This window comes from Mesorhizobium sp. M2D.F.Ca.ET.226.01.1.1, assembly GCF_004022705.2.
In the GTDB taxonomy this organism is placed as follows: domain Bacteria; phylum Pseudomonadota; class Alphaproteobacteria; order Rhizobiales; family Rhizobiaceae; genus Mesorhizobium.
Window position 1 is genome coordinate 24,880 of sequence record NZ_RZOY02000025.1, and the last position, 26,085, is coordinate 50,964.

Annotated in this window: 23 protein-coding genes; 11 read left to right on the top strand and 12 right to left on the bottom strand. The window is 65.4% G+C overall.

Features of this window, described 5'->3' with window-relative positions; all coding sequences use genetic code 11:
- Positions 1 to 149: 149 nt before the first annotated feature.
- The 5 genes from nirB to EN869_RS32795 all read right to left on the bottom strand — a co-directional run bounded on the left by nirB (position 150) and on the right by EN869_RS32795 (position 6,276).
- Entirely contained in the window at positions 150 to 2,600 is a 2,451-nt protein-coding gene (gene nirB, locus EN869_RS32780) for a nitrite reductase large subunit NirB (RefSeq protein WP_127230689.1), read from the bottom strand.
- A 14-nt stretch (positions 2,601 to 2,614) separates the two neighbouring features.
- Positions 2,615 to 3,916, bottom strand: coding sequence for a nitrate/nitrite transporter (locus EN869_RS32785; protein WP_127230690.1), 1,302 nt, complete (start codon positions 3,914 to 3,916; stop codon positions 2,615 to 2,617).
- Positions 3,917 to 3,968: 52 nt separating this feature from the next.
- Positions 3,969 to 4,136 carry a hypothetical protein gene (locus tag EN869_RS34690; protein WP_167506937.1) on the bottom strand — a complete coding sequence of 56 codons (168 nt, stop codon included), beginning with the start codon at positions 4,134 to 4,136 and terminating at the stop codon, positions 3,969 to 3,971.
- Between the two features lie 320 nt (positions 4,137 to 4,456).
- Positions 4,457 to 5,683: a CmpA/NrtA family ABC transporter substrate-binding protein gene (locus EN869_RS32790; RefSeq protein ID WP_127230691.1), complete on the bottom strand. Its 1,227-nt coding sequence runs from the start codon at positions 5,681 to 5,683 to the stop codon at positions 4,457 to 4,459.
- The gene (locus EN869_RS32795) at positions 5,680 to 6,276 is read right to left on the bottom strand and encodes an ANTAR domain-containing response regulator (protein WP_127230692.1); all 597 of its coding nucleotides are present in this window, start codon (positions 6,274 to 6,276) and stop codon (positions 5,680 to 5,682) included. The genes EN869_RS32790 and EN869_RS32795 overlap by 4 nt, the downstream gene beginning before the upstream one ends.
- Before the next feature lie 147 nt (positions 6,277 to 6,423).
- Between EN869_RS32795 and EN869_RS32800 the strand changes: the two genes are divergently transcribed.
- On the top strand, positions 6,424 to 7,146 hold the full coding sequence (locus tag EN869_RS32800) for a Crp/Fnr family transcriptional regulator (protein ID WP_348630813.1): 723 nt from the start codon (positions 6,424 to 6,426) through the stop codon (positions 7,144 to 7,146).
- A gap of 12 nt (positions 7,147 to 7,158) precedes the next feature.
- Here EN869_RS32800 and EN869_RS32805 read toward each other — a convergent pair whose 3' ends face one another.
- From EN869_RS32805 to EN869_RS32820, 4 genes are read right to left on the bottom strand one after another with little or no spacing between them, the layout of a single operon-like run.
- Positions 7,159 to 7,602, bottom strand: coding sequence for a hemerythrin domain-containing protein (locus EN869_RS32805; RefSeq protein WP_245489355.1), 444 nt, complete (start codon positions 7,600 to 7,602; stop codon positions 7,159 to 7,161).
- A 25-nt stretch (positions 7,603 to 7,627) separates the two neighbouring features.
- On the bottom strand, positions 7,628 to 7,759 hold the full coding sequence (gene cydX, locus EN869_RS32810; RefSeq protein ID WP_127230694.1) for a cytochrome bd-I oxidase subunit CydX: 132 nt from the start codon (positions 7,757 to 7,759) through the stop codon (positions 7,628 to 7,630).
- 20 nt (positions 7,760 to 7,779) lie between these two features.
- Positions 7,780 to 8,934, bottom strand: coding sequence for a cytochrome d ubiquinol oxidase subunit II (gene cydB / locus EN869_RS32815; protein ID WP_127230695.1), 1,155 nt, complete (start codon positions 8,932 to 8,934; stop codon positions 7,780 to 7,782).
- 13 nt (positions 8,935 to 8,947) lie between these two features.
- The gene (locus tag EN869_RS32820; RefSeq protein ID WP_127230696.1) at positions 8,948 to 10,519 is read right to left on the bottom strand and encodes a cytochrome ubiquinol oxidase subunit I; all 1,572 of its coding nucleotides are present in this window, start codon (positions 10,517 to 10,519) and stop codon (positions 8,948 to 8,950) included.
- 100 nt (positions 10,520 to 10,619) lie between these two features.
- Between EN869_RS32820 and EN869_RS32825 the strand changes: the two genes are divergently transcribed.
- The 3 genes from EN869_RS32825 to hemN are packed head-to-tail and all read left to right on the top strand — an operon-like array spanning position 10,620 to position 15,171.
- Positions 10,620 to 12,236, top strand: coding sequence for an ATP-binding cassette domain-containing protein (locus tag EN869_RS32825; protein WP_127230697.1), 1,617 nt, complete (start codon positions 10,620 to 10,622; stop codon positions 12,234 to 12,236).
- Entirely contained in the window at positions 12,233 to 13,831 is a 1,599-nt protein-coding gene (locus EN869_RS32830; RefSeq protein ID WP_127230698.1) for an ATP-binding cassette domain-containing protein, read from the top strand. The genes EN869_RS32825 and EN869_RS32830 overlap by 4 nt, the downstream gene beginning before the upstream one ends.
- Positions 13,828 to 15,171: an oxygen-independent coproporphyrinogen III oxidase gene (hemN, locus tag EN869_RS32835; RefSeq protein WP_127230699.1), complete on the top strand. Its 1,344-nt coding sequence runs from the start codon at positions 13,828 to 13,830 to the stop codon at positions 15,169 to 15,171. The genes EN869_RS32830 and hemN overlap by 4 nt, the downstream gene beginning before the upstream one ends.
- A gap of 32 nt (positions 15,172 to 15,203) precedes the next feature.
- Here hemN and EN869_RS32840 read toward each other — a convergent pair whose 3' ends face one another.
- Positions 15,204 to 16,697, bottom strand: coding sequence for an ATP-binding protein (locus EN869_RS32840; protein ID WP_127230700.1), 1,494 nt, complete (start codon positions 16,695 to 16,697; stop codon positions 15,204 to 15,206).
- Between the two features lie 216 nt (positions 16,698 to 16,913).
- Between EN869_RS32840 and EN869_RS32845 the strand changes: the two genes are divergently transcribed.
- A complete protein-coding gene (locus tag EN869_RS32845; protein ID WP_127230701.1) occupies positions 16,914 to 17,168 on the top strand; it encodes a hypothetical protein in 255 nt (84 codons plus the stop codon).
- A gap of 31 nt (positions 17,169 to 17,199) precedes the next feature.
- Here the strand turns inward: EN869_RS32845 and EN869_RS32850 are convergent, their stop codons facing one another.
- A complete protein-coding gene (locus EN869_RS32850) occupies positions 17,200 to 17,682 on the bottom strand; it encodes a hypothetical protein (RefSeq protein ID WP_127230702.1) in 483 nt (160 codons plus the stop codon).
- Between the two features lie 188 nt (positions 17,683 to 17,870).
- Here EN869_RS32850 and EN869_RS32855 point away from each other — a divergent pair, with 188 nt between their 5' ends.
- Together EN869_RS32855 and EN869_RS32860 are read left to right on the top strand one after the other, a co-directional pair.
- The gene (locus tag EN869_RS32855) at positions 17,871 to 18,236 is read left to right on the top strand and encodes a RidA family protein (protein WP_127230703.1); all 366 of its coding nucleotides are present in this window, start codon (positions 17,871 to 17,873) and stop codon (positions 18,234 to 18,236) included.
- An 88-nt stretch (positions 18,237 to 18,324) separates the two neighbouring features.
- Positions 18,325 to 19,551, top strand: a complete 1,227-nt coding sequence (locus EN869_RS32860) for an amidohydrolase/deacetylase family metallohydrolase (protein WP_127230704.1) — start codon at positions 18,325 to 18,327, stop codon at positions 19,549 to 19,551.
- 161 nt (positions 19,552 to 19,712) lie between these two features.
- Here EN869_RS32860 and EN869_RS32865 read toward each other — a convergent pair whose 3' ends face one another.
- On the bottom strand, positions 19,713 to 21,503 hold the full coding sequence (locus EN869_RS32865) for an NAD(P)/FAD-dependent oxidoreductase (RefSeq protein ID WP_127230705.1): 1,791 nt from the start codon (positions 21,501 to 21,503) through the stop codon (positions 19,713 to 19,715).
- 420 nt (positions 21,504 to 21,923) lie between these two features.
- Here EN869_RS32865 and EN869_RS32875 point away from each other — a divergent pair, with 420 nt between their 5' ends.
- From EN869_RS32875 to kdpB, 4 genes are read left to right on the top strand one after another with little or no spacing between them, the layout of a single operon-like run.
- On the top strand, positions 21,924 to 22,013 hold the full coding sequence (locus tag EN869_RS32875; RefSeq protein ID WP_127230707.1) for a K(+)-transporting ATPase subunit F: 90 nt from the start codon (positions 21,924 to 21,926) through the stop codon (positions 22,011 to 22,013).
- Positions 22,014 to 22,047: 34 nt separating this feature from the next.
- Positions 22,048 to 23,751 (top strand): potassium-transporting ATPase subunit KdpA, encoded by a 1,704-nt coding sequence (gene kdpA / locus EN869_RS32880; RefSeq protein ID WP_127230708.1) that lies wholly within the window; start codon positions 22,048 to 22,050, stop codon positions 23,749 to 23,751.
- Positions 23,735 to 23,989: a hypothetical protein gene (locus EN869_RS32885; RefSeq protein ID WP_245489356.1), complete on the top strand. Its 255-nt coding sequence runs from the start codon at positions 23,735 to 23,737 to the stop codon at positions 23,987 to 23,989. The genes kdpA and EN869_RS32885 overlap by 17 nt, the downstream gene beginning before the upstream one ends.
- On the top strand, positions 23,986 to 26,079 hold the full coding sequence (kdpB, locus tag EN869_RS32890; RefSeq protein WP_127230709.1) for a potassium-transporting ATPase subunit KdpB: 2,094 nt from the start codon (positions 23,986 to 23,988) through the stop codon (positions 26,077 to 26,079). Before EN869_RS32885 ends, kdpB begins: the two co-directional genes overlap by 4 nt.
- The last annotated feature ends 6 nt before the right edge of the window (positions 26,080 to 26,085 follow it).

Consider the following 26,085-nt stretch of genomic DNA (forward strand, 5'->3'; position numbering starts at 1 on the left):
CCCCGCAAGGGGGGAGATTGGCAGCTTGGGCGCTTCGCCCAATTCTGCAGCGTTGGAGATGAGCGAAGGCCGGGATGACAGCTGATCTCCCCCCTTACGGGGGAGATGGCCGGCAGGCCAGAGGGGGGTGCCTGGCGCAAGCATCTCCATTATTCAGCCGCTTCCGCAAAGTTGACGGTGGCAAGTGGCCGGAACTCATGCTTGTCCTTGCCGGAGACACGCTCCGACCAGGGATCGACCTGCGCGAATTTCTGGCTGAAGACGAAGCGCTCGTAATAGGCTTTGCGCTTCCCGGCGTCGTCCAGGATCTGTTTTTTGATCTCGGCGGTGCCGATGCGCTTGGCCCATTTGTAGATGCGCTCGAGATAGCGGGCCTGCTCGCGATACATCTGCACGAGCGCGACGATCACCTCCAGCGCCTCATCCTCGGTCTTCACGAGACCCAGCACCTCGGTGCCCTTGATGTCGAGGCCGGCAGCGCCCGCGAAATGGATCTCGTAGCCAGAGTCGACGCACACCACGCCGACATCCTTGCAGGTCGCCTCCGCGCAGTTGCGCGGGCATCCCGACACCGCCATCTTCACCTTGGCCGGTGTCCAGGACCCCCACATGAACTTCTCGATGCGGATGCCGAGCCCGGTCGAATCCTGCGTGCCGAAGCGGCACCAGTCGGTGCCGACGCAGGTCTTCACCGTGCGCAGGCCCTTGGCATAGGCATGGCCGGAGACGAAGCCGGCCTTGCCGAGATCGGCCCAAACCGCCGGCAGGTCCTCCTTGCGGATGCCCAGCATGTCGATGCGCTGGCCGCCGGTGACTTTGACCATCGGGATATCGAACTTGTCGACCACGTCGGCGATGGCACGCAACTCGCCGGCGCTGGTCACTCCGCCCCACATGCGCGGCACCACTGAATAAGTGCCGTCCTTCTGGATGTTGGCGTGCACGCGCTCGTTGATGAAGCGGGACTGATAGTCGTCGGCATATTGGTCCGGCCGGTCGCAGACCAGATAGTAGTTCAACGCCGGCCGGCATTTGGCGCAGCCGCAGGAGGTCTTCCATTCGAGCTCCTGCATGACGGCGGGGATCGTCTTCAGCCCCTTCGCCTTGATCAGCCGCCGCACATCGTCATGGCCGAGGCTCGTGCAGCCGCACATCGGCTGCACAGCCGCAGGATTGTAGGCTTCGCCGAGCGTGAGCTTCAGCAGTTGCTCGACGAGGCCCGTGCACGAGCCGCACGAGGCCGAAGCCTTGGTGTGGGCGCGCACGTCGTCGAGCCCGGTCAGGCCCTTGCCGGTGATCGCGCCGGTTATCTTGCCCTTGCAGACGCCGTTGCAGCCGCAGATTTCCGCATCATTCGCCAGTGCCGCAACGGCCGCCAAAGGGTCCGAGGAAACGCCTCCTTGAAATGCCTGGCCGAAGATCAGCGTATCGCGCATCTCGGAAATGTCGGTCGCCTTCTTCTTGAGGTCGTTAAACCAGGCGCCGTCCGCCGTCTCGCCGAACAGCACGGTGCCGATGATGCGGTTGTCCTGCAGCACGACGCGCTTGTAGATGCCGGCCGAAGCGTCGCGCAGGATGATCTCCTCGCGATCCTCGCCGTCGGCGAAGTCGCCCAGCGAATACAGGTCGATGCCGGTGACCTTGAGCTTGGTCGGCGTGTCGGAGTGAACGAAGCGCCTGTCCTCGCCATTCGCCAGCCCGGCGGCCGCGACGCGCGCCATCTCATAGAGAGGCGCGACCAGCCCGTAGACATGGCCGCCAACTTCGGCACATTCGCCGAGCGCCATGATCGCCGGATCGGAGGTCCGCATGCGGTCGTCGACGACGATGCCGCGATTGACATCGAGCCCGGCGTCCTTGGCGAGTGCGATGCTCGGGCGGACGCCGACCGCCATCACCACCAGCGTCGCCGGGATGATCGTGCCGTCCATGAGCTCGACGCCCTCGACCTTGCCATTGCCGACAATCGCCTTGGTGTTGGCCTTGGTCATGACCTTGATGCCGCGCGCCTCGACGGCCTTCTGCAGCAGATAGCCGGCGGCCGGGTCGAGCTGGCGTTCCATCAGCGTCGGCATGACATGGAGCACGGTGACGTCCATGCCGCGCTCTTTCAGACCAGCCGCGGCTTCGAGCCCAAGCAGGCCGCCGCCGATGACCACCGCCTTGGCGCGCGACTGCGCCGCAAGCAGCATGGCGTTGACGTCGTCGAGATCGCGATAGGTGAGCACGCCGGGCAGGTCCTTGCCCGGCACCGGGATGATGAAGGGCACCGAGCCGGTGGCGATGACCAGCCGGTCGTAGCTCTCGGTCACGCCGTGGTCGGAAGTGACGGTCTTTGCCTCCCGATCGATGGCGACGATCCGGTGGCCCTTGTAGAGGGTGATGCCGTGCTTGATGTACCAGCCGTCGCCATGGATGACGATTTCCTCGAACGCCTTCTCGCCCGACAGCACGGGCGACAGCATGATGCGGTCGTAGTTCACGCGCGGCTCGGCGTTGAAGATGGTGACAGCGTAGCGGTCGGGGGCAGCTTCCAGCAGGTGCTCCAGCATCCTGCCCGGCGCCATCCCATTGCCGATGATGACGAGTTTTTCGCTCATGTCGGGCTCCGGGTTTATTCGGCGGCGTAGGAAAGAGACGACGTCTTCAGCGCGGCCGCGCGCTCCATCCGTCGGATGCTGAAGTGCATCCAGACCAGGCAGGAGACGACGAGGAGGAAGAGCAGCATGAAGCAGCTCGACCGGACGCCGGTGAGGTCGTTCAGCGCGCCGAAGGCGATCGGCAGGATGAAACCGCCGAGGCCGCCGATCATGCCGACGACGCCGCCGACCGCGCCGACGCTCTGCGGATAATAGGCCGGGATGTGCTTGTAGACGGCGGCCTTGCCGAGGCTCATGAAGAAGCCGAGCACACAGGCGACGGCGATGAAGGCGAGCGGGCCGATCTCGAAGTGGAACTGGATCGGCCCGCTGATGCCGCGCACGACGTAATCTGCCGAGGGGAGAGACAGAACGAGCGTCGCGACGGCAGAGACGCTGAAGGTCCAGTAGAGCACGGTGCGGGCGCCGACGCGGTCGGAAAGCACGCCGCCATAGGCGCGGAAGATGCTTGCGGGGATCGAATAGGCGGCGCCGATCATGCCGGCGGTGGCGATGCCGAAACCGTAAACACCGATCAGGTAGCGCGGCAGCCAGAGCGACAGTGCCACGAACGCGCCGAAGGCGAAGAAATAGTAGAAGGCGAAGCGCCAGACCTGCAGGTTCTTCAGCGGCGCGAATTCCTGCCAGAAGCTCCTCGCCGGTGCCGCTTTGCCGGCGCGGCGCTCGCGGATGACAGGATCGTCGTTGGTGGTGAACCAGAAGACGATGGCCATGACAACGAGCGCCGCGGTCCAGATCAGCGCCACCGACTGCCAGCCCCAGGCAAGCAGCACGAGCGGCGCCAGGAACTTGGTGACCGCGGCGCCGACATTGCCGACGCCGAAAATGCCGAGCGCCGTGCCTTGTTTGCCGGCAGGGAAGAAACGCGAGACATAGGCGACCCCGACGGCGAAGGAGCCACCGGCGAGCCCAACACCAAGTGCTGCGACCAGCATCTGCCCGTAGCTGTGCGCGAAGGCAAGCAGGAAGGTCGCGACCGCGGCGGCAAGCATGGTCAGGGTGTAGACCAGGCGCCCGCCAAAGCGGTCGGTCCAGACGCCGAGCACCATGCGCACCAGCGACCCGGTGAGGATCGGCGTGCCGACCAGCAGGCCGAATTCGGTCTCGCTCAGCCCAAGCTCCTGCTTGATGCGCACGCCGATGATGGAAAAGATCGTCCACACCGCGAAGCAGACGGTGAAGGCGATGGTTGACATGACGAGCGCTTGCCGGGAGCTACTGTCCTGGCTGGGCGCGGCTGGGAGGTTTGCGGTCATGATCGGCTCCGGTTTGCGGCGTGGAAAGCGCCGCGTGTGGTGTTGAAGTTGGTCAGCGAGGCGGGACTTGCGCGGTTACTTGCGGCCCCTTGCCCTCGGTCTCGTGACTGGCGGGAAACAGAAGCAGCGCGGCAGCGAACAGCACCGCCGTCAGGATGCTGCTCGCCAGGAAATCGCGGCGGGTGAAATCCTTGAGCAAAGGTCCGATCCGTCTCCTCATCGTCGTCTCCGGTCCAAAACGAAAAAAGCTGCCGTCCAGGCCCTCTCGCGTCCGTACATCCGGGATCGCGTGGTGACCTGAGCGGCAGCTTTGCCTGTGGCGCCCGCCATTGGACGCCTGTTCTATTGCCCACGAGGGGCTCGGTTATTTCAAAGCACGAAGCGTGCCAGTTTTGCGAGAAATCTGAACTTCAATCAAAATCAAAGCGATAGCAGAATCGACATGCAACCACGCCAAGCGGCGGCGCGGTCAAACATTGATCAACAGCATAGACAGGTCGCATAAATTTTGTGCAATGCACAAGATTGACGCGCAAATGATCAGGCGCGTTTCTGGCCAGCAATGTAGGCGTCGATGCGGTCGGGATCGAAGATTTGGCCGTCGAAGAATCCGTCCGGGCCGAGCACGAGGCTCGCCCCCGCCGAGCCGACCGGCGTAGCAACCTTCAGCGCGCCCTCGACCTTGGCATTGGCGCCCGGCAGCGCCACGCCAAGCGGCTTCAGCGCCGATCGATAAAGGTCGGGCCGGTAGCAGTCACGGGCGATGGCGAGGTTTTGTGGCGTGTGCGGCAACTGCCCCCAGCGCACCATCTGCGTGTAGAACCACAGCGCGTGGCTCTTCCAGGGAAAGTTGGCCGCCTTGTCGAAGGGCAGGAAGAAATCCTCGACGCTCCGTTCTACGCCGCCGCCGAGCTGAAGACGTCCGGTGAGCGCCGGCAGCTGCATCGCCTCCGACTGGCCGAGAAAATCGGGCCTCGCCATCAGGGCGGCCAGCTCGCCGCGGTTCGCCGGATCCTGGCACCAGAGGGCAGAATGATGCAGCGCTCTCAGCAGCGCCGCCAGCGCATCCGGGTTCTCCTCGGCCAAGGCCTTGCGCACCCCCAGCACCTTTTCCGGGCTGTTGCGCCAGAGCAGCGCCTTGACGGTGACGATGCGGCCGATGCCGGCGGCGACGGCAGCGCTGTTCCACGGCTCGCCGACGCAATAGCCGTCGATGCGGCCGGCGGAGAGCGCATCAGCCATGAAGGGCGGCGGCACGATGACGATCTCGATGTCGCGGTCAGCATCGATGCCACAGGCGGCGAGCCAATAGCGCAGTTCGTAATTGTGCCCCGAATGCGGATGCACGACCGCAAAACGCAGCGGCTCGCGGCCGGCAGCCGACCGCTCGCGCACAAACGCGCCGAGGGTGGCCCCGGCACGCGCTGGACCGAGGTCGGCCACGGCGCCATGGGCCGCCATGCCATCCCAAACGGCGTTGGAGACGGTGACGCAATTGCCGCCGAGTCCTAGCGAGAACGGCACGATGGTATCCGAGGCAAGCGGGGTGAGGCCGAGGCTGCAGGCGAGCGGCATCGGCCCCAGCATATGCGCGACGTCGAAATGACCGATGGCGATGCGGTCGCGGATATTGGCCCAGGAGGTCTCGCGCTGCAGCTTGAGCTCGATGCCTTCGCGGGCGGCAAAGCCCATCTCGGCGGCCGCGACCAAGACCGCGCTGTCGAAGAGCGGCATGAAGCCGGCGGTGATTTCGTGCGCCATGCTCATTCGCCCTCCCCCAGCAATCCCGCCGCCGTCACCAGGCTCTGGGCGATCTCGGCGATCTTGCGGTTCTGGTTCATGGCGGTCTTGCGCAGGAGCGTGTAGGCCGCCTCCTCGCTCAAACCGCGCGACTTCATCAATATGCCCTTGGCCCGGTCGATGACCTTGCGGTTCTCCAGCTCGCTGCGCGCCTCCTCCAGTTCGCGCGCCATGCGCGAGAAGGCATTAAAGCGGCTGATCGCCATGTCGAGGATCGGCTTGATGCGTTCCTTCTTCAACCCGTCAACGACATAGGCGGACACGCCGGCATCGACCGCCGCCTCGATCGAAGCCTGGTCGGAGCGGTCGACGAACATGGCGATCGGCCGCTTCACCGCGCGCGACAACTGGAACATGTTCTCCAGCATGTCGCGGTTGGGATTTTCCAGATCGATGACGATGACATCCGGCTCGATCTCGGCGATGCGCCGGGCAATCCCGGCCACGTCATGGATGACCGTGACATGGTGATGGCTAGCATCGCGCAACCCGGCCTCGATGATCGAAGCGCGGATGCGGTTCTCGTCAATAACAAGGATGGCTAACGAACCGGCGGACATGCGCCTATTGTGCAGGCGGACCGCAATTGTGCAATGCGGTGGTCGACGGGAATGGTTTCCATCCGATCCTCGCGGCATGGGCTGCGACGCTATCGCGTCCCGGCCTGCGTTGCCGCTGAAGGGCGGGAACACTATAGATGTTCCATCGTGCGCGAAGATATTCACACGGCAGGCGTCCCGGTGGTCTGCGCTTCATGCGAGGCGCGGCATCGCGGCATATGCGGCGCGCTCAACTCTGAGCAGCTTGTCGCCCTTGCCAGGTCGACGAAGCGGCACAACGCCGAGGCCGGCAAGGAACTGATGGGCGATTCCAGAAGCGTCGAGCGCTTCTCGAACGTGCTTTCGGGCGTCGTGAAGCTGACCAAGACGCTTTCCGACGGCCGCCAGCAGATCGTCGGCCTGCAATTCGCTCCCGATTTCCTCGGCAGGCCTTTCCAGAGCGAGAGCACGCTCACCGCCGAGGCCGCGACCGACGTCGAATTGTGTTCGTTCCCGCGCCATGCGCTGGAACGCATGATGAAGGAGCAGCCGAATCTCGAGCATCGCCTGCTCGAACAGAAGCTGCGCGAGCTCGATCAGGCGCGCGACTGGATGGTGGCGCTCGGCCGCAAGACGGCCTCCGAGAAGATCGCAAGCTTCCTTTTGATGATCGTGCGCAACATCGATCCAGCCGCCGGACCGGAGCGTCGCGGCGCCGCTTTCGACCTGCCGCTGTCGCGTGCGGAGATCGCGGATTTCCTTGGCCTCACCATCGAGACGGTGAGCCGGCAGATCACCCGCCTGCGGGGCGAGAACGTCGTCCGCATCGAGAACAATCGCCACGTTATCGTCGACGACATCGGGCGCCTCGCCGCGCGGGCCGGTGATTGAACCACGCGTCCTTTATTGATCGCGGAGAACCTCGGGCAGCACATGGTCGTGCTCGAAGGCGATGTGGCGACGCATCGATTCGAAAAAAGCGCGCAGCATGTAGCCGAACGCCTCCGGATTTTCGATCAGCCGCCCGTGGCCGTAGGCCAGCAGCACCTCGCTGAGATCCGCCGCCGCGCTTTCATCCTCCAGATGCTCGAGCTTCAGTCGCGCGATGGTGTCTTCCTCGCCGGTTCGTCGCGCAAAGGCTGGGAAGACAACCTCTTCCTCGAAGCGGTGGCACTCACGCAGCAGCGGCAACAGGTCGGCCGCCACGGCGAGGCATTGGAGCCGGTCGACGCGCGACGGCAGATCGTCGGCGATGCCTTCCAGTATGTGACAGAGCGCGAGCTTCTGTACATGCGCCCGCCTCATATCCGCCGGGCTGTGGAACGGTTCCGACTTTGCGCCCGTCATGATCGCTCCTCCGTCGCGCCCCGCCTCAAGGCGTGGGCAGGGCGACGGTGTCCTCGGCGGGTTCTTCGCGGACGGTGCGCAGCTCATACCAGAGCGCATTGAGGATACCGACGGAGGCGGCCAGTCCGAGGCCGAGAATCCAGGAAAAATACCACATGGTCAGAAACTCCGGTTGGATCAGTAGGCCGACGAGCCCGCTTTTTCGACGCTCTTCTCGCCGACCTTACCCCACAGCACGCTGTAGACCCAGGCGGTGTAGGCAAGGACCAGCGGCATGAAGATCACCGTGGCGATCAGCATGTTGCGCAGCGTGGCGCGGCTCGACGAAGCGTCGAAGACCGCAAGCGAATGGCCGGGATTGCTGCTCGACGGCAACAGGATCGGGAACATGGCCAGCCCCACCGTTGCGATGATCGTCACCACGCCGAGCTTCGAGGCGATGAAGGTCCATCCTTCGAGCCGCGCCCGGAAGCCGACCGCGGCAAGCAAAGGTGCTGCGACGCCGAGCGCGGGCACGATCCAGAGCAGCGGATGGGCATGGAAATTCGCCAGCCAGGCGCCGCCGTCGGCCACCACCGTCTTGACCAGCGGATTGGACGGGCCGTCCCAGACGATCGGCGACGTGACGCGGTAGCCGCCGAGCAGGCCGAGCCAGACCAGCACGCCGCCGCCGGCAAAGAGCACCGCTGTGGCGATCGCGGCCCTTGCTCCGATCAAGCCAGCGCGCTTGGCGACCGTGCCTTCCGCCTTGAACGTTAGCCAGGCCGCACCGTGCGTCACCAGCATGGCGAGCGACACCAGGCCGCAATAGAGCGCCAGCGGATTGAGCAGTCCGAAAAGGCTGCCCTCATAGATCGGGCGAAGGTCCGGCGTGAAGTGGAACGGGACGCCTTGCAAGGTGTTGCCGACCGCGACGCCGAAGATCAGCGCCGGCACGGCGCCGCCGACGAACAGCGCCCAGTCCCAGCGCGTGCGCCAGGCCGGATCCGGCCGCTTCGAGCGGTATTTGAAGGCCACCGGGCGCATGATCAGCGCCAGGAGCACCAGGAACATGGCGAGGTAGAAGCCGGAAAAGCTCATCGCATAGAGCGCCGGCCATGCCGCGAAGATGGCGCCGCCGCCGAGGATGAACCACACCTGGTTGCCTTCCCAGACCGGGCCGATGGTGTTGATCGCCACGCGCCGCTCGGCGTCCGTCTTGGCGACGAAGGGCAGCAGCGCGCCGACGCCCATGTCGAACCCATCGGTCGCCGCGAAGCCGATCAAAAGCACGCCGAGCAGTATCCACCAGATCACGCGCAGCGTTTCATAGTCGAAGAGAAATTCGATCATCGTCGTGATCCTTTCACTCTGCCGGTTGCATTGCGGGGTCGGCGCTCGGGCGCAGGTCATCGATGACCTTCGCCACCTCCGGTCCCTTGCGGATGGCGGCCAGCATCAGGCTGACCTCGATGATCGCGAGCACGCCGTAGACGAGCGTGAAGCCGGCAATGGTGAGCAGAAGATCGCTGACGCCAAGCTCCGACGTCGCAAGGAAGGTCGGCAGCACGCCGTCGATGATCCACGGCTGGCGTCCGAACTCGGCCACGAACCAGCCGACCTCGATGGCGATCCAGGGCAGCGGCATGGCGACGAGCGCGGCGCGAAACAGCCAGCGCGGCGCCTCCGTCTCCCGCGTCGTATGCCACAGCGATACGGCAAACAGCGCCAGCAGCGTGAAACCGCAGGCCACCATCAGGCGGAAGCCGAAGAAGAGCAGCGGCACGTAAGGCACTGTCGACCAGGCGGCGTCCTTGATCTGCTGCTCGCTCGCCTGCCGCGGATCGGGCAGGTAGCGCTTGAGCAGCAGCGCGTAGCCGAGATCCTTCGAGCTGGCGTCGAAGACCGCGCGGGCAGCGGTGTCGTTGCGGTTCGCCTTGATCTTCTCCAGCGCGTCATAGGCGACGACGCCGTTGCGGATGCGGGCTTCGGCATGGGCGACGAGTTCGTCGATGCCGGCGATCTGCTTTTCGAAAGAGCGCGTGCCGATGATGCCCATCACCCATGGAATGCGGATGGCGAAATGCGTTTGGCGATCGCTTTGGCTCGGGATGCCGAAGGCCGTGAACGAGGCCGGCGCCGGCTCAGTCTCCCACATGGCTTCGATGGCCGCGAGCTTCATTTTCTGGTTGTCGGTCAGCGCATAGCCGCTCTCGTCGCCGAGCACGATGACGGACAGCGCCGATGCCACGCCGAAGGCCGAAGCGATCACGAAGGAGCGCTTGGCAAGCTCGACATGGCGTCGCCTGAGCAGATACCAGGCCGATACGCCGAGCACGAAAGTGGCGGCGCAGACATAGCCGGCCGAAACGGTGTGGACGAACTTCGCCTGCGCCACCGGGTTGAAGATCACCGCCATGAAATCGGTGACCTCCATGCGCATCGTGTCCGGGTTGAAGGCCGAGCCGACGGGGTTCTGCATCCAGCCATTGGCGATCAGGATCCAGAGCGCGGAAAAATTGGTGCCGAGCGCCATCAGCCAGGTCACTATCATATGCGCGCGCGCCGAGAGCCGATCCCAACCGAAGAAGAACAGTCCGACGAAAGTGGCTTCCAGGAAGAAGGCCATCAGCCCTTCGATGGCCAAGGGCGCTCCGAACACGTCGCCGACATAGTGCGAGTAATAGGCCCAGTTCATGCCGAACTGGAACTCCATGGTGATGCCGGTGGCGACGCCGAGGGCGAAGTTGATGCCGAACAGCACGCCCCAGAACTTCGTCATGTCGCGCCAGATGGTGCGGCGGGTCATGACATAGACGGTCTCCATCATGGCGATCAGGATGGAGAGGCCGAGGGTCAAAGGCACAAACAGGAAATGATAGAGGGCCGTCAGCGCGAATTGCAGCCGCGACAGATCGACGAGAAGAAAGTCGGACATGGGAGCATCCTTTCTGGATACAGCCTCATAGCGCCGGACGAACGCAGGCGACTTGATCTGGATCAATTCCTTTCGTCCTTGCGCGTGCGAAAACCTGCGCATGAGATCGCCAGCCGCTTCCGCCTCATCTCACGACCCAGCCGCCTCGGCGCCGGACGCTTTCCACGCGCTCGCCACCGCCCAGCGTCTGGCAAAACGCGGGTTGCTCCGCCTGCTCTGCCTGCAAGTCGCCCGCACGGCGTTGCGGCTCGGTTTTGCCGCGACGGCAGCCATGGCGGTGGGCCGACTCGTCATGGGCGAGCCTGTCGCCTCCTGGCTTGTCCCGGTCACGATGGTTTTTCTCTTGGCTGCCTGCGTCGCCGGGTTTGCCGCTGACAGGGCGCAAGCCTCCGCAGAGACTGCCGTGTCGATCGGACTGCGTGAGCTGGCGGCCAAGCGGCTGGACGAGATGCCGGCGCGCCGGCTGCAGTCGCTCTCCGTCGGCGGCGTCATCCTGTCGATGCAGCGTCATCCCGAAGCGATCGCCGGCCTTGTCGTCGGCCACCGCGCGGCAAGCGCCATGATGGCGGCCGGGCCGCTGCTGGCGGCGGCAGCGCTTTTCCTCGTCTCCTGGCAGGCAGCGCTGCTGGTCATCTGCCTGACGCCGGTGATGATCCTGTTCTTCGCGCTGATCGGCGACGCCATCCGCCGCCGTGCCGATGCGCAGGAACGCGCCTTCGGCCGGCTGGCCGGCCAGTTCGCCGATCGCATCCGCACCTTGCCGACGATCCTCGCCAACCATGCCGCGAGCGGCGAAGAGGCCAAGCTCGCCCGGCGCCTTGAAGCCTATGCGGACAACACGATGGGTGTGCTGCGCATCGCCTTCGCCAATGCTGGCATCATCGACTTCTTCGCCTCGCTCTCGATTGCCATCCTTGCCGTCTTCCTTGGCCTCGGCCACCTCAAGCTCGCGATGATCCCCGGTTTCTCCAACCTGGCACTCTGGCAGAGCCTGTTCATCCTGATGATCGCGCCGGAATATTTCGCGCCGTTCCGCCGCTTTTCGGAGCAGTACCACGCCAAGGCTGAAGGGCTGGCCGCGGCCGCGGCGCTGGACCGCCTGCTCGGCGCCGAGCCGGTCCAAGCCAAGGCCCTGCCGGCGCTCGACCGCCTGCGCCTGATACTGCCCGCGAAAGGCCTCGTCGCCATCGTCGGGCCCAGCGGATCAGGCAAATCGACCTTGCTGCGACGTCTCGCCGGTCTCGAACCTGGCACGGCGCCGGCGCCAGGGATCCGTTCGTTAGCCGCTGAAGACATCGCCTGGGTTTCGACGGACGCTTACGTACCCGAGGGAACCCTGGCCGAGGCCATTTCGTGGAATGCCGGTGCGGTGGTCCGGAACCGGCTGGAAGATGCCGCCCACGCGATCGGGCTGCTCGACGACACGCTGCTGCCGGGCGGCCTCGATGCCAGGCTGGACAAAGGCGGCGCCAATCTTTCGGGCGGCCAGCGGCTCCGCATCGCGGTTGCCCGCGCGCAACTTTCCGGCCGAACCGTGCTGGCCGACGAGCCGACGGCGAAGCTCGACCGCGAGACCACCGAAGCCGTCCGGAGCGTGCTGCTTGAGATTTCGCGCGCGCGGCTAGTCGTTGTGGCAACACATGACCGCGATCTGGCTGCCGCCGCCGACCTGACCGTCGACCTTACCGACAGCGATGCCGTCGAGGTTGCGGCATGAGCACAGCAGTTCAATCATCGAGCCGAAAGTCGTGGCGGCTGGCGGCGGGCTTCGCCTTCGCCGCGCTTTTTTGCGCCATATTGCTGGGCGGCGTTTCCGCCTGGCTGCTGGGATCGGTGGCGATCGCCGGCCTGTCCGCAGCTGCCTTCACCTTCAATTTCCACATCCCGGCGGCGCTGATCCGGTTCTTCGCCGTGGGCCGCACCACCGCCCGCTATGGCGAACGCCTTGCCGGCCACAAGGCGGCGCTCGCCGATCAGATAGCGCGTCGCTCGGAACTCTTCGCCGCCACGGCGGCGGCGCCGGCGGTGCGCCAGGCGGGATGGCAACTCGGCGACGACGCTCGCCTCGCCGACTATCTCGATGACGTCGAGGACCTCGACTACGCCAGGCTGCGCGCCGGCCTGCCGGCGCTGACGCTCGGCTGCGGCCTCGCGATCCTGATTGCGGGCTCTGCGATTCTTGCGCCTTTGTCCCTGCTGCCGATCACCCTTCTGCTGCTTGCCATCCTGTTCGCGGGGAACCGGGTGGCCAAGGCTGGCGCCATGGCATGGGATGAGACCAGGTCGCTGCGTCGCGGGGGCGCAAGCCGGCTCGGTGCGGCCATGGCGTCAGCCGTTCCGTTGAAGGCGGAGGGCGCCTGGAACCGCGAATGCTCCGAAGCCCTTGCCGCGCTTTCCCGCGCCGATAGCGCGCTGCTTGGGCTTCGCCAGATGCAGGCCATGCTGGACATGATCGGCGCGGCCTTCGGCCCGGTTGCCGGCGTCTGCGTAATGGCGGCCGCCTGGCATGCCGGCCGGCAGGGCACTGAGCTTCTCGCGCCCATGCTGCTCGCCTTCTCCTGGCTGGCGCTGGGCGAAACCATGAATGGGGCATCGCGCATTCTGGTTGCCGTGCTTCGCCGCAACGCGGCTCGCGCTGAGGTCGGACGATGGATGCAGGCAGCCCCGGCCGGCAGGCGCGGTTCGCCGTCGGACGGGGCCTCGCCGTGCCTTTTGCGTCACGGCGCCCTGCAGCGCTGCGCGCCCGACAGCCGGGCGATCGGAATGCCCATCTCCCTGTTCCTCGCGCCAGGTCAGCCGACAGTGCTCGTCGGGGCAAGCGGCTCGGGCAAGACCAGCCTGCTCAAGCAGATCGCAGGCTGGATCGGAGACGACGCCTTTGCCGCCGGCGACCGCATCCTGTCGGCCGGCGAGCGGCGGGCGCTGGCGGCGCTCGTTCTGCACGACGCGGTCATCCTCGAAGACACCGTCCGCGCCAACCTGTTCGCCGGCGATGTTCCGGACGCCGCCCTCTGGCGGGCGCTGGAAGCCGTCGAGATGGACGGTCGTATCCATGAGGCCGGCGGGCTGGATGCCTGGATCAGGCAGGACCGGTTCTCGCTTGGCGAGGTACAGCGCATCAATCTCGCGCGCGCCTGGCTGTCACCCATGCCACTAGTCCTGCTCGACGAACCGACGGAGCATCTCGACGACGCGCAGGGCGTTCGCGTCCTCGACCGCCTGATGGCTCATCTCAGCGATCGCATCATCGTCATCTCGACCCACCGCGCGTCGTCGCTTCGCGATGTCCGCACCATCGAGCTCAAGCCATGAACGTTCCCAGTCACAGGCTGATCGAAGCCAACGTACCGCGCTACACCAGCTACCCCACCGCGCCGCATTTCCATGCCGGCATCGATGCCGCGACGGTCACCGGCTGGCTCGACACGGTCGGTGAAGACGAAGCGGTCTCGCTCTACGTCCATGTCCCCTTCTGCGACCGGCTGTGCTGGTTCTGCGCCTGCAACACCAGGCAGACGCGGCGCTATGAGCCTGTGGCGGAGTATCTCGTCGCGCTATACCGGGAGATGGAGCTGGTCGCCCGCCATATCGGCAAGCGGGCGAGGATCGTGTCGGTCCATCTCGGCGGCGGTTCGCCGACGATGCTTCGGCCCGACGACCTGCGGACCTTGCGTCAACGGCTGGAGGTGAACTTCACGCTTGCGCCGGATGTCGGCCTCAGTGTCGAGATCGATCCCAACGACATGGACGAGGCGCGGCTCGACGCGCTGGCGGCGATCGGGCTCACCCGCGCCAGCCTCGGCATCCAGGACTTCGATCCGCGCGTCCAGAAGGCGATCAACCGCGAGCAGAGTTTTGAGACCACGGCCCGGGTGCTGGAAGGGCTGCGGGCGCGCGGCGTCGGCTCGGTCAATCTCGATCTGCTCTATGGCTTGCCATTCCAGACGGTAGAGACGCTGAGCGCGACCATCGAGCAAGCCCTGTCGCTTCGCCCCGACCGCCTGGCGCTGTTCGGCTATGCGCATGTGCCGTGGTTCAAGAAGCACCAGACGATGATCGACGACCAGGCGTTGCCCGATCTCGCGGCCCGGCTCGGACAGGCGACGGCGGCAGCGGGGTTGATCCGCGCTGCCGGCTATCTGCCGATCGGCATCGATCACTTCGCCCTGCCTCGCGATAGTCTCGCGGTGGCTGCAAGGGACGGCCGCCTCAGGCGCAACTTCCAGGGTTACACCGACGACCTGTGCAAGACACTGATCGGTCTCGGCCCGTCTTCCATCAGCCGCTTCCGCCAGGGCTATGCGCAGAACACCCCCTCGACCGGCGGCTATCGCAGGATGGTCGAAGCATCCGGCCTCGCCACGATGCGCGGCCGTGCCCTTACAGAACAGGACCATGCGCGCGGCTGGGTGATCGAGCGCCTGATGTGCGACTTTTCCTTCTCGGCGACGGAGATGCGCACGAGGTTCGGCGCGACAGCCGATGCGGTCCTGCGGGAGGCGGCGCTGCTGACCCAGGCTTCGCCGCATTTGAGCCGGGTCGGCGACCGCTTCGTCATCGGCGAGGACGGGCATCTCCTGGCAAGGACGATCGCCGCGCATTTCGACGCTTATCTGGCTTCGAGCAGTGCCCGCCACTCAAGCGCGATCTGAAGCTCAATCGCCCACCTCGGCGCTCCTGCAGGTCACGCCGCCGAGCTGTCTTGCTCCGCAGCATTGGGATCGCCGGGCGCCGTCGCCCAGGCGAGCTCGACCAGCGTCACGGTGCGCCGCCCCGTGCCGTCGACCTGACAGACGATGAGCCCCTGCTCCTCGATATAGTCGAGCAGCCGCCGCGCACGGCGCAGCGAATGCGAGCCATAGGCGCGCGCGATCGCCGCGTCGCTCGGGCAGGGCCAGCCTTCCTTGGCCGCCCGGGCGATCATCATGAACACGCCCTGCATGTCCTCCGGCAGCAGCGAGGCGCGGACCGAGACGTCCCGCCACGCATCGTCCTCGGCCATGTCGGAGCCGACGCCGGCGCGGGCCCGCGTCAGCATGCGGCGGAATTCCGAAAGGTCCGGGACCACCGAGGCAAGCCCTTCGATGCGGCAGCGGACCACGAACTCCTGATAGAGCACGCCGATGACGCGGAAGCCCGCATCGGGCTCGGCCAGGATGGCGCGCAGGATGCGGTCCATGCGCTCGCGCCGCTCGGCCAGGTCCTCGGCGCTGGGCTGCGGCTCCGCCGGCTCGGGGCGGATGTCCAGCGGCGCGGCCTTGGCCGCCATCAGCTGATCGAGCAGATCCGGCGAAGGCCGGCGTTGCGGCCTGATCGTGTCCGGCGGCGGCGCCGCCAGGATGACCGCGCGGGCATCCTCGAGTGCTGCTTCCGGCAGCGGCATCAGCCGCGGCGTGCCGTTGCGCGGGCTGGTTTCCGTCTGGCCGATGCGCACACCGAGCGGACGGCGCGACAGCGCCGGTCCGAGCGCCATGAAATGCCCGCGCTCGAGGTCGCGAAATGCTTCCGCCTGCCGCCGTTCCATGCCGAGCAGATCGGCCGCGCGTGCCATGTCGATGTCGAGGAAGGTTCGGCCCATCAGGAAATTGGAGGCCTCCGCCGCGACGTTCTTGGCGAGCTTTGCCAATCGCTGCGTGGCGATGATGCCGGCAAGCCCGCGCTTGCGGCCACGGCACATCAGATTGGTCATCGCGCCGAGCGAAAGTTTTCGCGCTTCGTCCGACACTTCCCCCGCGGCGGCGGGTGCGAAGAGCTGCGCTTCGTCGACCACCACCAGCATCGGATACCAGTGGTCGCGCGCGACCTCGAACAGCCCGCCGAGGAAGGCCGCGGCGCGCCGCATCTGGTTCTCGGCGTCGAGCCCTTCGAGATTGAGCACCGTCGAGACGCGATGGATGCGCGCCCGCTCGCCCGCCGCCTGCAGGCCGCGCTCGGTATGCTCCTCGGCGTCGATCACCAGATGGCCAAAGCGTTCACCCAGCGACACGAAGTCGCCTTCGGGGTCGATGATCGTCTGCTGCACCCACGGCGCGCTCTGTTCGAGCAACCGGCGCAGCAGATGCGACTTGCCGGAGCCCGAATTGCCCTGCACCAGCAGGCGGGTCGCCAGCAGTTCCTCAAGGTCGAGGGCCGCCGGCGCGCCTGCGCTCGTCTGCCCCATCTCGATTGCAACGGTCATGTCTCGACTCGGATCGTCTCCCTGCGCCGGTTCGGGTTATCAACCCGAGCGCAAGGCGTCGAGCACGCCACGGCCATTTGCCAGGTGTTCCACAGCTACTCGCCCTTTGGCGGCAGGCTGTCGGCAATCACTCTGGTCGGACCACCATTTCACTGGCGCCGGCCGGCCGTTGGCGTATCATCGTGGCGGGACAGGGTTCATGGCAGGAGGAGGCCGATGGACGTCGCTGCCGAAGTGCCAGTTGCCGCGTTGACGGTGCAAGACCTTGTTGTGTCTGCTCTTTCGAAATTCCGCGCCGGCGACACCGTTTCGACGCGCGCCATGCTCGATGCCATCCGCCGTTCCGATCCAGCCTGCGGCGACAGCGACGATCACCTCGTCGAACTGATCGTCATGGCGGCAATTGGTAAGACCATGGGCGTCGTCTTCGACCACCGCTCGCCGGATGAGCGACTGCCGCTTCTCGCCTGACATTGCGGCTTGGAAGACGCGCTGAGCGATATCAGCCGAGCGGATGCGGCATGTAACCGACAAAACCCGCGATCTTCCAACGCCCGCCGACCTTGCGGCAAAAGTAGAGCGTCTGCCATTTGAGCCGGTCGACACTGCCGTCGGCCTTGGCGATCGAGCCGTCGAACTTCTTGTGCAGCACCGCACGATCGCCATCGACGTCGATGTCGCGCATGTTGGTGACGCGGAAAATCGCCTCGCGCAGCGGCTCGGCGAATTTCGTCGCCGCTGTCTCCTTGGCCTGTCGCAGCCATTCGTCGCGATAGACGTCGAGCCTCGGAAACTGCAGCCGCCAGGCATCGGCATTGGGCAGGAAATGCGCATGCATGCCGAAAAAACTCTCGGCGATGAAATCGTCCTCGACCATCGGCCAAGCCTGTCCGAGGAAGGCATCGATGTCGCGCCGGACCAGCATTTCCCACAGCGCGTGGCGATCGGCATCGCCTTCCGGAAACGGATTCTTGTCGAAGGTCATGCTGGATCTCCCCTCATATCGCGCAGCCGAGCTATGCGGCGTGGAGCGCAAGATGCTCAGGCTTTTGTAATAAAGCAACATGGATTTCGAATAAATGTTGCTTTCCGACATTGCCTCTATGAGGATTATGCCGACAAGCGTAGACGGCTACGCGAACGGTTGCGTTCGATCGCCAAGAGGAGGCTTACTTGCCCAAGCAATGCTTTGGAAAATCGCATGTCCCACTCTCGCCCGCCGTACGCGCCGGCGATTTCGTCTATGTCTCCGGTCAGGTGCCGGTGGGCGGCGACGGGCTGGTGGTGAAGGGCGGCATTGCCGAGCAGACCGAGCAGGTGCTGCAGAACGTCAAGGCGGCGCTGGCGCTCGCCGGCTGCACTATGGACGACGTAGTCAAGACCACCGTCTGGCTGGAGGACGCACGCGATTTCGGCACCTTCAACACCGTCTATGCGAAGCATTTCCCGAACGACCCGCCGGCGCGCACCACGGTCGAGTCGCGCCTGATGATCGACATCAAGATCGAGGTCGAGGCCGTCGCCTACCGGCCGGTCTGATCGCCGGTCGGATCGCTAGCAATTCCAGGAAAAGTGCTTGGCGGTTCTCCATCCGGAATTGCGTGAAACAAACAGCAGGGAGGCACCGATGCAGTTCGATCTCCTGATCAAGGGCGGGCGCGTCATCGATCCCGCGTCGGGCCTGGACGCGCAGCGTGATGTTGCCATCGCCGAAGGCCGCGTCGCAGCGATCGACGCGGCGATCGATGCCGAAGCGGCAGCTGAAGTCGTCGACGCCAGGGACTGCATCGTCACGCCCGGCCTTATCGACCTGCACAGCCATGTCTACTGGGGCGGCACCTCGCTCGGCGTCGATGCCGACCGGCTCGCCGCCAAGAGCGGCACCACCACCTTCATCGACGCCGGCAGCGCCGGCGCCGGCAATTTCCTCGGCTTCCGCCGCCATGTCATCGAGCGCTCGGAGGTCCGCATCCTCGCTTACGTCAACATCTCCTTTGCCGGCATTTTCGGCTTCTCGAACACGGTATCGGTCGGCGAGTGCAACGATCTCAGGCTCTGCGAGCCGCGCGAAACGGTCGCGGCGGTCCGCGAGCACGCCGACGTCGTGGTCGGCGTCAAGGTGCGCTCCGGCAAGCATGCCGGCGGCACCAGCGGGATTGCGCCGGTCGATCTCGCGCTCGAAGCCGCCGACAAGGCCGGCCTGCCGCTGATGGCGCATATCGACGAGCCGCCGCCCGGCCGCTCGGAAGTGCTGCCCAGGCTGCGGCGCGGCGACATCCTCACCCACTGCTTCCGTCCGTTTCCCAACGCCCCGGTCTTCGCCTCCGGCGCGGTGCGGCCGGACATGCGGCTGGCGCGCGAGCGCGGTGTCATCTTCGACATCGGCCACGGCATGGGTTCCTTCGATTTCGAGGTGGCGAAGGCGATGCTCGCCGAGGGCCTGGCCCCCGACGTCATCTCGAGCGACGTCCACCTCTACTGCGTCGACGGCCCCGCCTTCGACATCCTGGTCTGCATGTCGAAGCTCATGGCGCTCGGCATGTCGCTGGTCGAGGTGCTGCGCGCCGCGACGGTGAACCCCGCGCAGGCGATCGCCCGGCCCGAGCTGGGCGCGCTGAAAGTCGGCGGCATCGGCGATGTCGCGGTGCTGAGGCTGCAGCCGGGCCGCTTCAGCTTCGTCGACGCCGTCGGAGCATCCTTGGTGGCGGATCAGCGGCTGGTCTCCAACGGCATCGCCATCGCCGGCAAATGGTGGCCGAACGACGCGGCCGACTGCAACGAAACCGAGCGTTTTGAGCCGCATGCGCACCACACGCATGTGGATGTGGCGGCGAGGCATTTTGGACGCAGGTGATCTCCCCCCTTGAGCGGGAGATGTCGCCGACGGCGACAGAGGGGGTCGCCGCGCGTGAAGCGCCAACGCGGCTCGCAACAAGAGAGGACGCCGGCGCTCAACGTGAGACGACCCCCTCTGGCCTGCCGGCCATCTCTCCCTCGAGGGGGGAGATCGCAGCTTCACCGCCGTGCATTACTCGGCTCGCCGTAAACGGGCGTCGCAATCCCTTCCATGCGCGCCTTGAGCTGCAGCGCCACATATTTCGAATAGAACCTCGACAGCGCCAGATTGCCACCGTGGAACCACAGCGCTTCCTGCGCCGTCGGCTTCCACATATTGCGCAACTCGCCCTGCCACGGTCCGGGATCCCCCTTCACGCCGGAGCCGAGGCCCCAGCACGGGCCGACCTTGTCGGCGACCTCGCGAGAGACGATGCCCGCCACCGTCTCGTTCATCGACTGGAAGCCGGTGCAGCACACGATGGCGTCGACCTTCAATTCACTGCCGTCCTCGAACAGGATCCCGTTCGGCGTCAGCGACGTGATGCCGACGCCGCTTTTCACCTTGACCTCGCCGTTCAGGATCAGCTCGCAGGCGCCGACATCGATGTAAAAGCCGGAACCGGTACGGTAAGCCTTCATCAAAAGCCCAGTCTCGTCCTCGCCGAAATCGATGGCGAAGCCGCTGTCGCTGAGACGCCGGTAGAAATCCGCGTCGCGCGCCCTGATCACGTCATAGAGCGCGCGCTGGGCCTTCGGCACCAGCGCGAACGGCGTGGAGGCCACGATCATGTCGGCCTTGTCGGTGGTGATGCCGCGCGCCAGCGCCTTCTCGGAAAAGATCTCGAAGCCGACTTCCATCAGCGTGTCGGACTTCACCACCGTCGTCGGCGAACGCTGCACCATGGTGACCTTGGCGCCCGCTTCCCAGAGATCGACGCTGACATCATGGCCTGAGCTTGCGGCACCTATCACGGCGACGCGTTTGCCGCGGAACTTCTCGCCGGTGGAATACTGGCTGGAATGCAGCAGCTCGCCCTTGAAGCTGTCGGCGCCCGGCAATTCGATCTGCCGCGGAGGGCCGTAGGCTCCGGTGGCGAAGACGATGTGCTTCGGCTTCAGCGTGATGCGTTGGCCGACCCGATCGACCACCACGGTCCAGACCTTTTGAACCTCGTCATAGGCGGCGCTGATGCATTTGGTGGCCACCCAATAGTTCAGCTCCATGACGCGGGTGTACATTTCCAGCCAGTCGCCCATCTTGTCCTTGGGCGTGAAGACCGGCCAGTTTTCCGGAAACGGAACATAGGGCAGATGGTCGTACCAGACCGGGTCGTGCAGCACGAGCGAGCGATAGCGGTTGCGCCAGGAATCGCCGGGGCGCGCGTTCTTCTCGATGACGAGGGTCGGAACGCCCAGCTGCCGCAGCCGGGCGCCCAGCATGATGCCGCCCTGCCCGCCGCCGATGACCAGGCAGTAGGGCTGCTCATGCACGCCGAGATCCCGCGCCTCGCGCGCCCTGGCTTCCGCCCAGGTCTCGCGCTTGGGGTCTGCCTTGTGGCGGATGCCGAGCGGCCGCGCCGGACCCTTCCGCTCTTCGAAACCCTTGAGCTCGCTCATTGCCGTGAACAGCGTGCGGCAGCGGCCGTCCCTGAGCCGCAGGATGCCCTCACCCCGCGCCACCGCTGTCTCGAAGCTGAACCAGGCTTCGATGATGCCGTCGTCGACGCTTGGCTCCCCGGACAGCCGCCATTGCGACGGCTGCGCGGTCGATAGCGTCGCCCGCAGCGTTTCGCGGATGGCGCCCTGCCCCTCCATGGTCTTGATGTTCCAGGTGAAGGTCAAAAGATCACGCCAGTAGCAATCCTCCGCGAAAAGGCCGGTTGCCGCCTCGATATCGCCGGCCTCGAGCGCCCGACCGAAAGCGCCGAGCCAGGTTGCCGCCTGTTGTGATGGTGCGATATCGAGCATTCTTGTCCTCCCGGCTGCGGACTTTGTTCAGCGGCCTAGCATATTTGCGATTGTCCGCCGCTGGCCATAGGCAATCGCCCTCGCCTCGATCTCAAGGCCGTGCCGCAGGTGCGAGGGCAGGCATCACCCACCGCGTCAAAACCCCTATAAAATTCCTATATCTTTCCCATCCGGCCCCTCTCGAACCTTTATGGCGATCGGGTCCATATCTCACGTCGAGCAGAAGCTTTGAGCGCCGTCGCCTGCAAGGTGACGCGTCTTTTGTACGTTTTTGGCTTAATTCTTTACGGCCTGCAGGTGGAATGAAAACAAGGAATACACCTATGGACATCATTGTTCTCGGGATCGAAGTTTTATTCTTCGTCCTTTCGCTCGCTTACATCAAAGTCTGCGACAGAATCTGAACGGAAGGATCGGACCATGCTTCTCGATTATTTTCTCGGCGGCGCGGTGACCCTGTTCCTGCTGGTCTACCTGACTTACGCCCTCATTCGCCCAGAACATTTCTGATCGCGCCTGGCGCCCGGCACGGAAAGTTACTCCCATGACCTTCAACGGATGGACACAGATCCTTCTTTACTGCGCGATCGTGCTTTTGCTCGTGAAGCCGCTCGGCGGCTATATGTATCGCGTCTTCAACGGCGACCGCACCTTCCTCTCGCCGATCCTCGGCCCCGTCGAGCGGCTCCTCTATCGCATATCGGGAACCAGTGAGAACGAGGAGCAGCACTGGACCGGCTACGCGGCCGGTATCATCTTCTTCAGCCTGGCCAGCTTCCTCGCGGTCTATGCCCTGCAGCGTCTGCAAGGCGTCTTGCCCTACAATCCGGCCGGCATGTCCGCCGTCGAACCGGGCCTTGCCTTCAACACCGCCGTCTCCTTCGTCACCAACACCAACTGGCAGAATTACGGCGGCGAGAGCACGATGTCCTATCTCGTGCAGATGGCCGCGCTCACTGTGCAGAACTTCATGTCCGCCGCGGTCGGCATCGCCATCGCGGTCGCGCTGATCCGCGGCTTCGCCCGTGCCTCCGGCAAGTCGATCGGCAATTTCTGGGTCGATATCACCCGCTGCACGCTCTACGTGCTCCTGCCGCTCTGCATCGTGCTGACGCTGGTCTATGTCTGGCTCGGCATACCGCAGACGCTCGGGGCCTATGTCGATGCCACCACGCTTGAAGGGGCCAAGCAGACGCTCGCGCTCGGACCGGTCGCCTCGCAGGTCGCCATCAAGATGCTCGGCACCAATGGCGGTGGCTTCTTCAATGCCAATGCCGCGCATCCGTTCGAGAACCCCGACGCCATCTCCAATCTGATCCAGATGGTGACGATCTTCGCGCTGGGTGCCGCGCTCACCAATGTCTTCGGCCGTATGGTCGGCAGTGAGCGCCAGGGCTGGGCGATCCTCGCCTCGATGGGTGTGCTGTTCGTCGCTGGAGTTGCCGTCTGCTACTGGGCCGAGGCGGCGGGCAACCCGCTGGTGCATGCGCTGGGCATCGACGGCGGCAACATGGAAGGCAAGGAGACCCGCTTCGGCATCGCCGCCTCGGCGCTGTTCGCGGTCATCACCACGGCCGCCTCTTGCGGCGCCGTCAACGCCATGCATGATAGTTTCACGGCGCTTGGCGGCCTTATCCCGCTCATCAACATGCAGCTTGGCGAGGTCATCGTCGGCGGCGTCGGCGCCGGCTTCTATGGCATTCTGATGTTCATCGTCATCGCCGTCTTCGTCGCCGGCCTGATGGTCGGCCGCACGCCGGAATATCTCGGCAAGAAGATCGAGGCCAAGGAGGTCAAGATGGCGATGCTCGCCATCCTCGCTTTGCCGCTGGTGATGCTGGTCTTCACCGCCATCGCCGTCGTCCTGCCGAGCGCCGTGGCCTCCATGGCCAATGGCGGTCCGCACGGCTTCTCCGAGGTCCTCTACGCCTATACTTCGGCGGCCGCGAACAACGGCTCGGCCTTCGCCGGCCTCACCGGCAACACGCCCTGGTACAACCTGACGCTCGGCGTCACCATGTGGGTGGGCCGCTTCTTCGTCATCATTCCAGCTTTGGCCATCGCCGGCTCGCTGGCGGCGAAGAAGACGGTTCCGGCCTCCGCCGGCACCTTCCCCACCGACGGTCCCCTGTTCGTCGGGCTGCTCGTCGGCGTCATCCTGATCGTCGTCGGCCTCACCTTCTTCCCGGCCCTGGCGATCGGCCCGATCGTCGAACACCTGGCGATGATCCATGGACAGACTTTCTGAGATGGCCGTGCTCCGCTTCAACGACATCCTTCGGAGCGATCCTCACCAACCCGGCGACGGCGGCCCCTACAACGGAAGGGACGAGAAACCTCGTCCTTTCCCCACCCTTTCAACCTTCCTCGGCATGGCAGCCGTGCTGCTCGTGCTGTGGCTGCTGGCCGCCGGCCTTCCGCGTTTGTTGCCGAAGACCGAACACCCGGCGCCGTCCAACATCACCGATACTGGAGCCTCGAAATGAGCCCGTCCAAATCCGCGAGCATTGTCGATGCCCGCATCCTTGTGCCCGCCATCGGCGGCGCCTTCCGCAAGCTGAACCCACGCACGCTGATCAAGAATCCGGTGATGTTCGTCGTCGCCATTGTCTCGTTGCTCACCACCGTGCTCTTCATCCGCGACCTGGTCACCGGCGGCGGCGATCTCGGCTTTACCCTCCAGATCATCATTTGGCTGTGGTTCACCGTGCTGTTCGCCAACTTCGCCGAGGCGGTCGCCGAAGGGCGCGGCAAGGCGCAAGCCGACTCGCTGCGCAAGGCGCGCACCGAAACCCAGGCCAAGCTGCTCAACGGCGAAGGCCGCGCCAAGTTCAAGCTCGTGCCAGGCACCAGCCTGAAGGTCGGCGACGTCGTGCTCGTCGAAGCCGGCGACATCATCCCGTCGGACGGCGAGGTGATCGAGGGCGTGGCCTCGGTGAACGAGGCGGCGATCACCGGCGAATCCGCGCCGGTGATCCGCGAATCCGGCGGCGACCGCTCGGCCGTCACCGGCGGCACGCAGGTCCTGTCCGACTGGATCCGCGTGCGCATTTCCGCCGCTTCCGGCCACACTTTCCTCGACCGTATGATCTCGCTGGTCGAAGGCGCGGAACGCCAGAAGACGCCGAACGAGATCGCGCTCAACATCCTGCTCGTCGGCATGACGCTGATCTTCGTGCTGGCCACCGCGACCATTCCGAGCTTCGCCGCCTATTCGGGCGGCTATATCCCGGTGACGATCCTCGTCGCGCTCTTCGTGACGCTGATCCCGACCACGATCGGCGCGCTGCTGTCGGCCATCGGCATCGCCGGCATGGACCGCCTGGTGCGCTTCAACGTGCTCGCCATGTCCGGCCGCGCCGTCGAGGCCGCCGGCGACGTCGACACGCTGCTCCTCGACAAGACCGGCACGATCACGCTCGGCAACCGCCAGGCGACCGAGTTCCGGCCGGTCAAGGGCGTCAGCGAGCAGGAGCTGGCCGACGCCGCCCAGCTTGCCTCGCTGGCCGACGAGACGCCCGAGGGGCGTTCGATCGTCGTTCTCGCCAAGGAAAAATACGGCATCCGCGCCCGCGATATGGCGACCCTGCACGCGACCTTCGTGCCCTTCACCGCGCAGACCCGCATGAGCGGCGTCGACATCGACGGCTCCTCGGTGCGCAAGGGCGCGGTCGACGCTGTGCTCGCCCATGTCAACCAGGCGACTTTAGCAGCGCACGGCACGCGGCCGACGAGCGACACGATCCGCGACCTGCAGGCCATTGCCGACGAGATTGCCAAGGCCGGCGGCACGCCGCTCGCCGTCGAGCGCGACGGTCGCCTGCTCGGGGTCGTCCACCTCAAGGACATTGTCAAAGGCGGCATAGCCGAGCGTTTCGCCGAGCTGCGGAAAATGGGCATCCGCACGGTGATGATCACCGGCGACAACCCGCTGACGGCAGCGGCGATCGCGGCGGAAGCCGGCGTCGACGACTTCCTCGCCCAGGCGACGCCCGAGAACAAGCTGTCGCTGATCCGTGAGGAGCAGGCCAAGGGCAAGCTGGTCGCCATGTGCGGCGACGGCACCAACGACGCGCCCGCGCTTGCCCAGGCCGATGTCGGCGTCGCCATGAACACCGGCACGGTCGCCGCGCGCGAAGCCGGCAACATGGTCGACCTCGACAGCGACCCGACCAAGCTGATCGAGATCGTCGAGATCGGCAAGGCGCTGTTGATGACGCGCGGCTCGCTGACGACCTTCTCGATCGCCAACGACGTGGCCAAGTACTTCGCCATCATCCCGGCGATGTTCGCGGTTTTCTACGTCGCGCCCGGACAGAAAAACGGACCGCTCGAAGCGCTCAACATCATGCATCTGGCAACGCCGCAGAGCGCGATCCTGTCGGCCATCATCTTCAACGCGCTGATCATCATCGCGCTGATCCCGCTTTCGCTGAAGGGCGTCAAATACCGCGCCATCGGCGCCGGCGCCCTGCTCAGCCGCAATCTTCTCATCTACGGCCTCGGCGGCATCATCGTGCCCTTCGTCGGCATCAAGGCGATCGATCTGATCGTCACCGCCCTTGGCCTCGCATAAGGATTT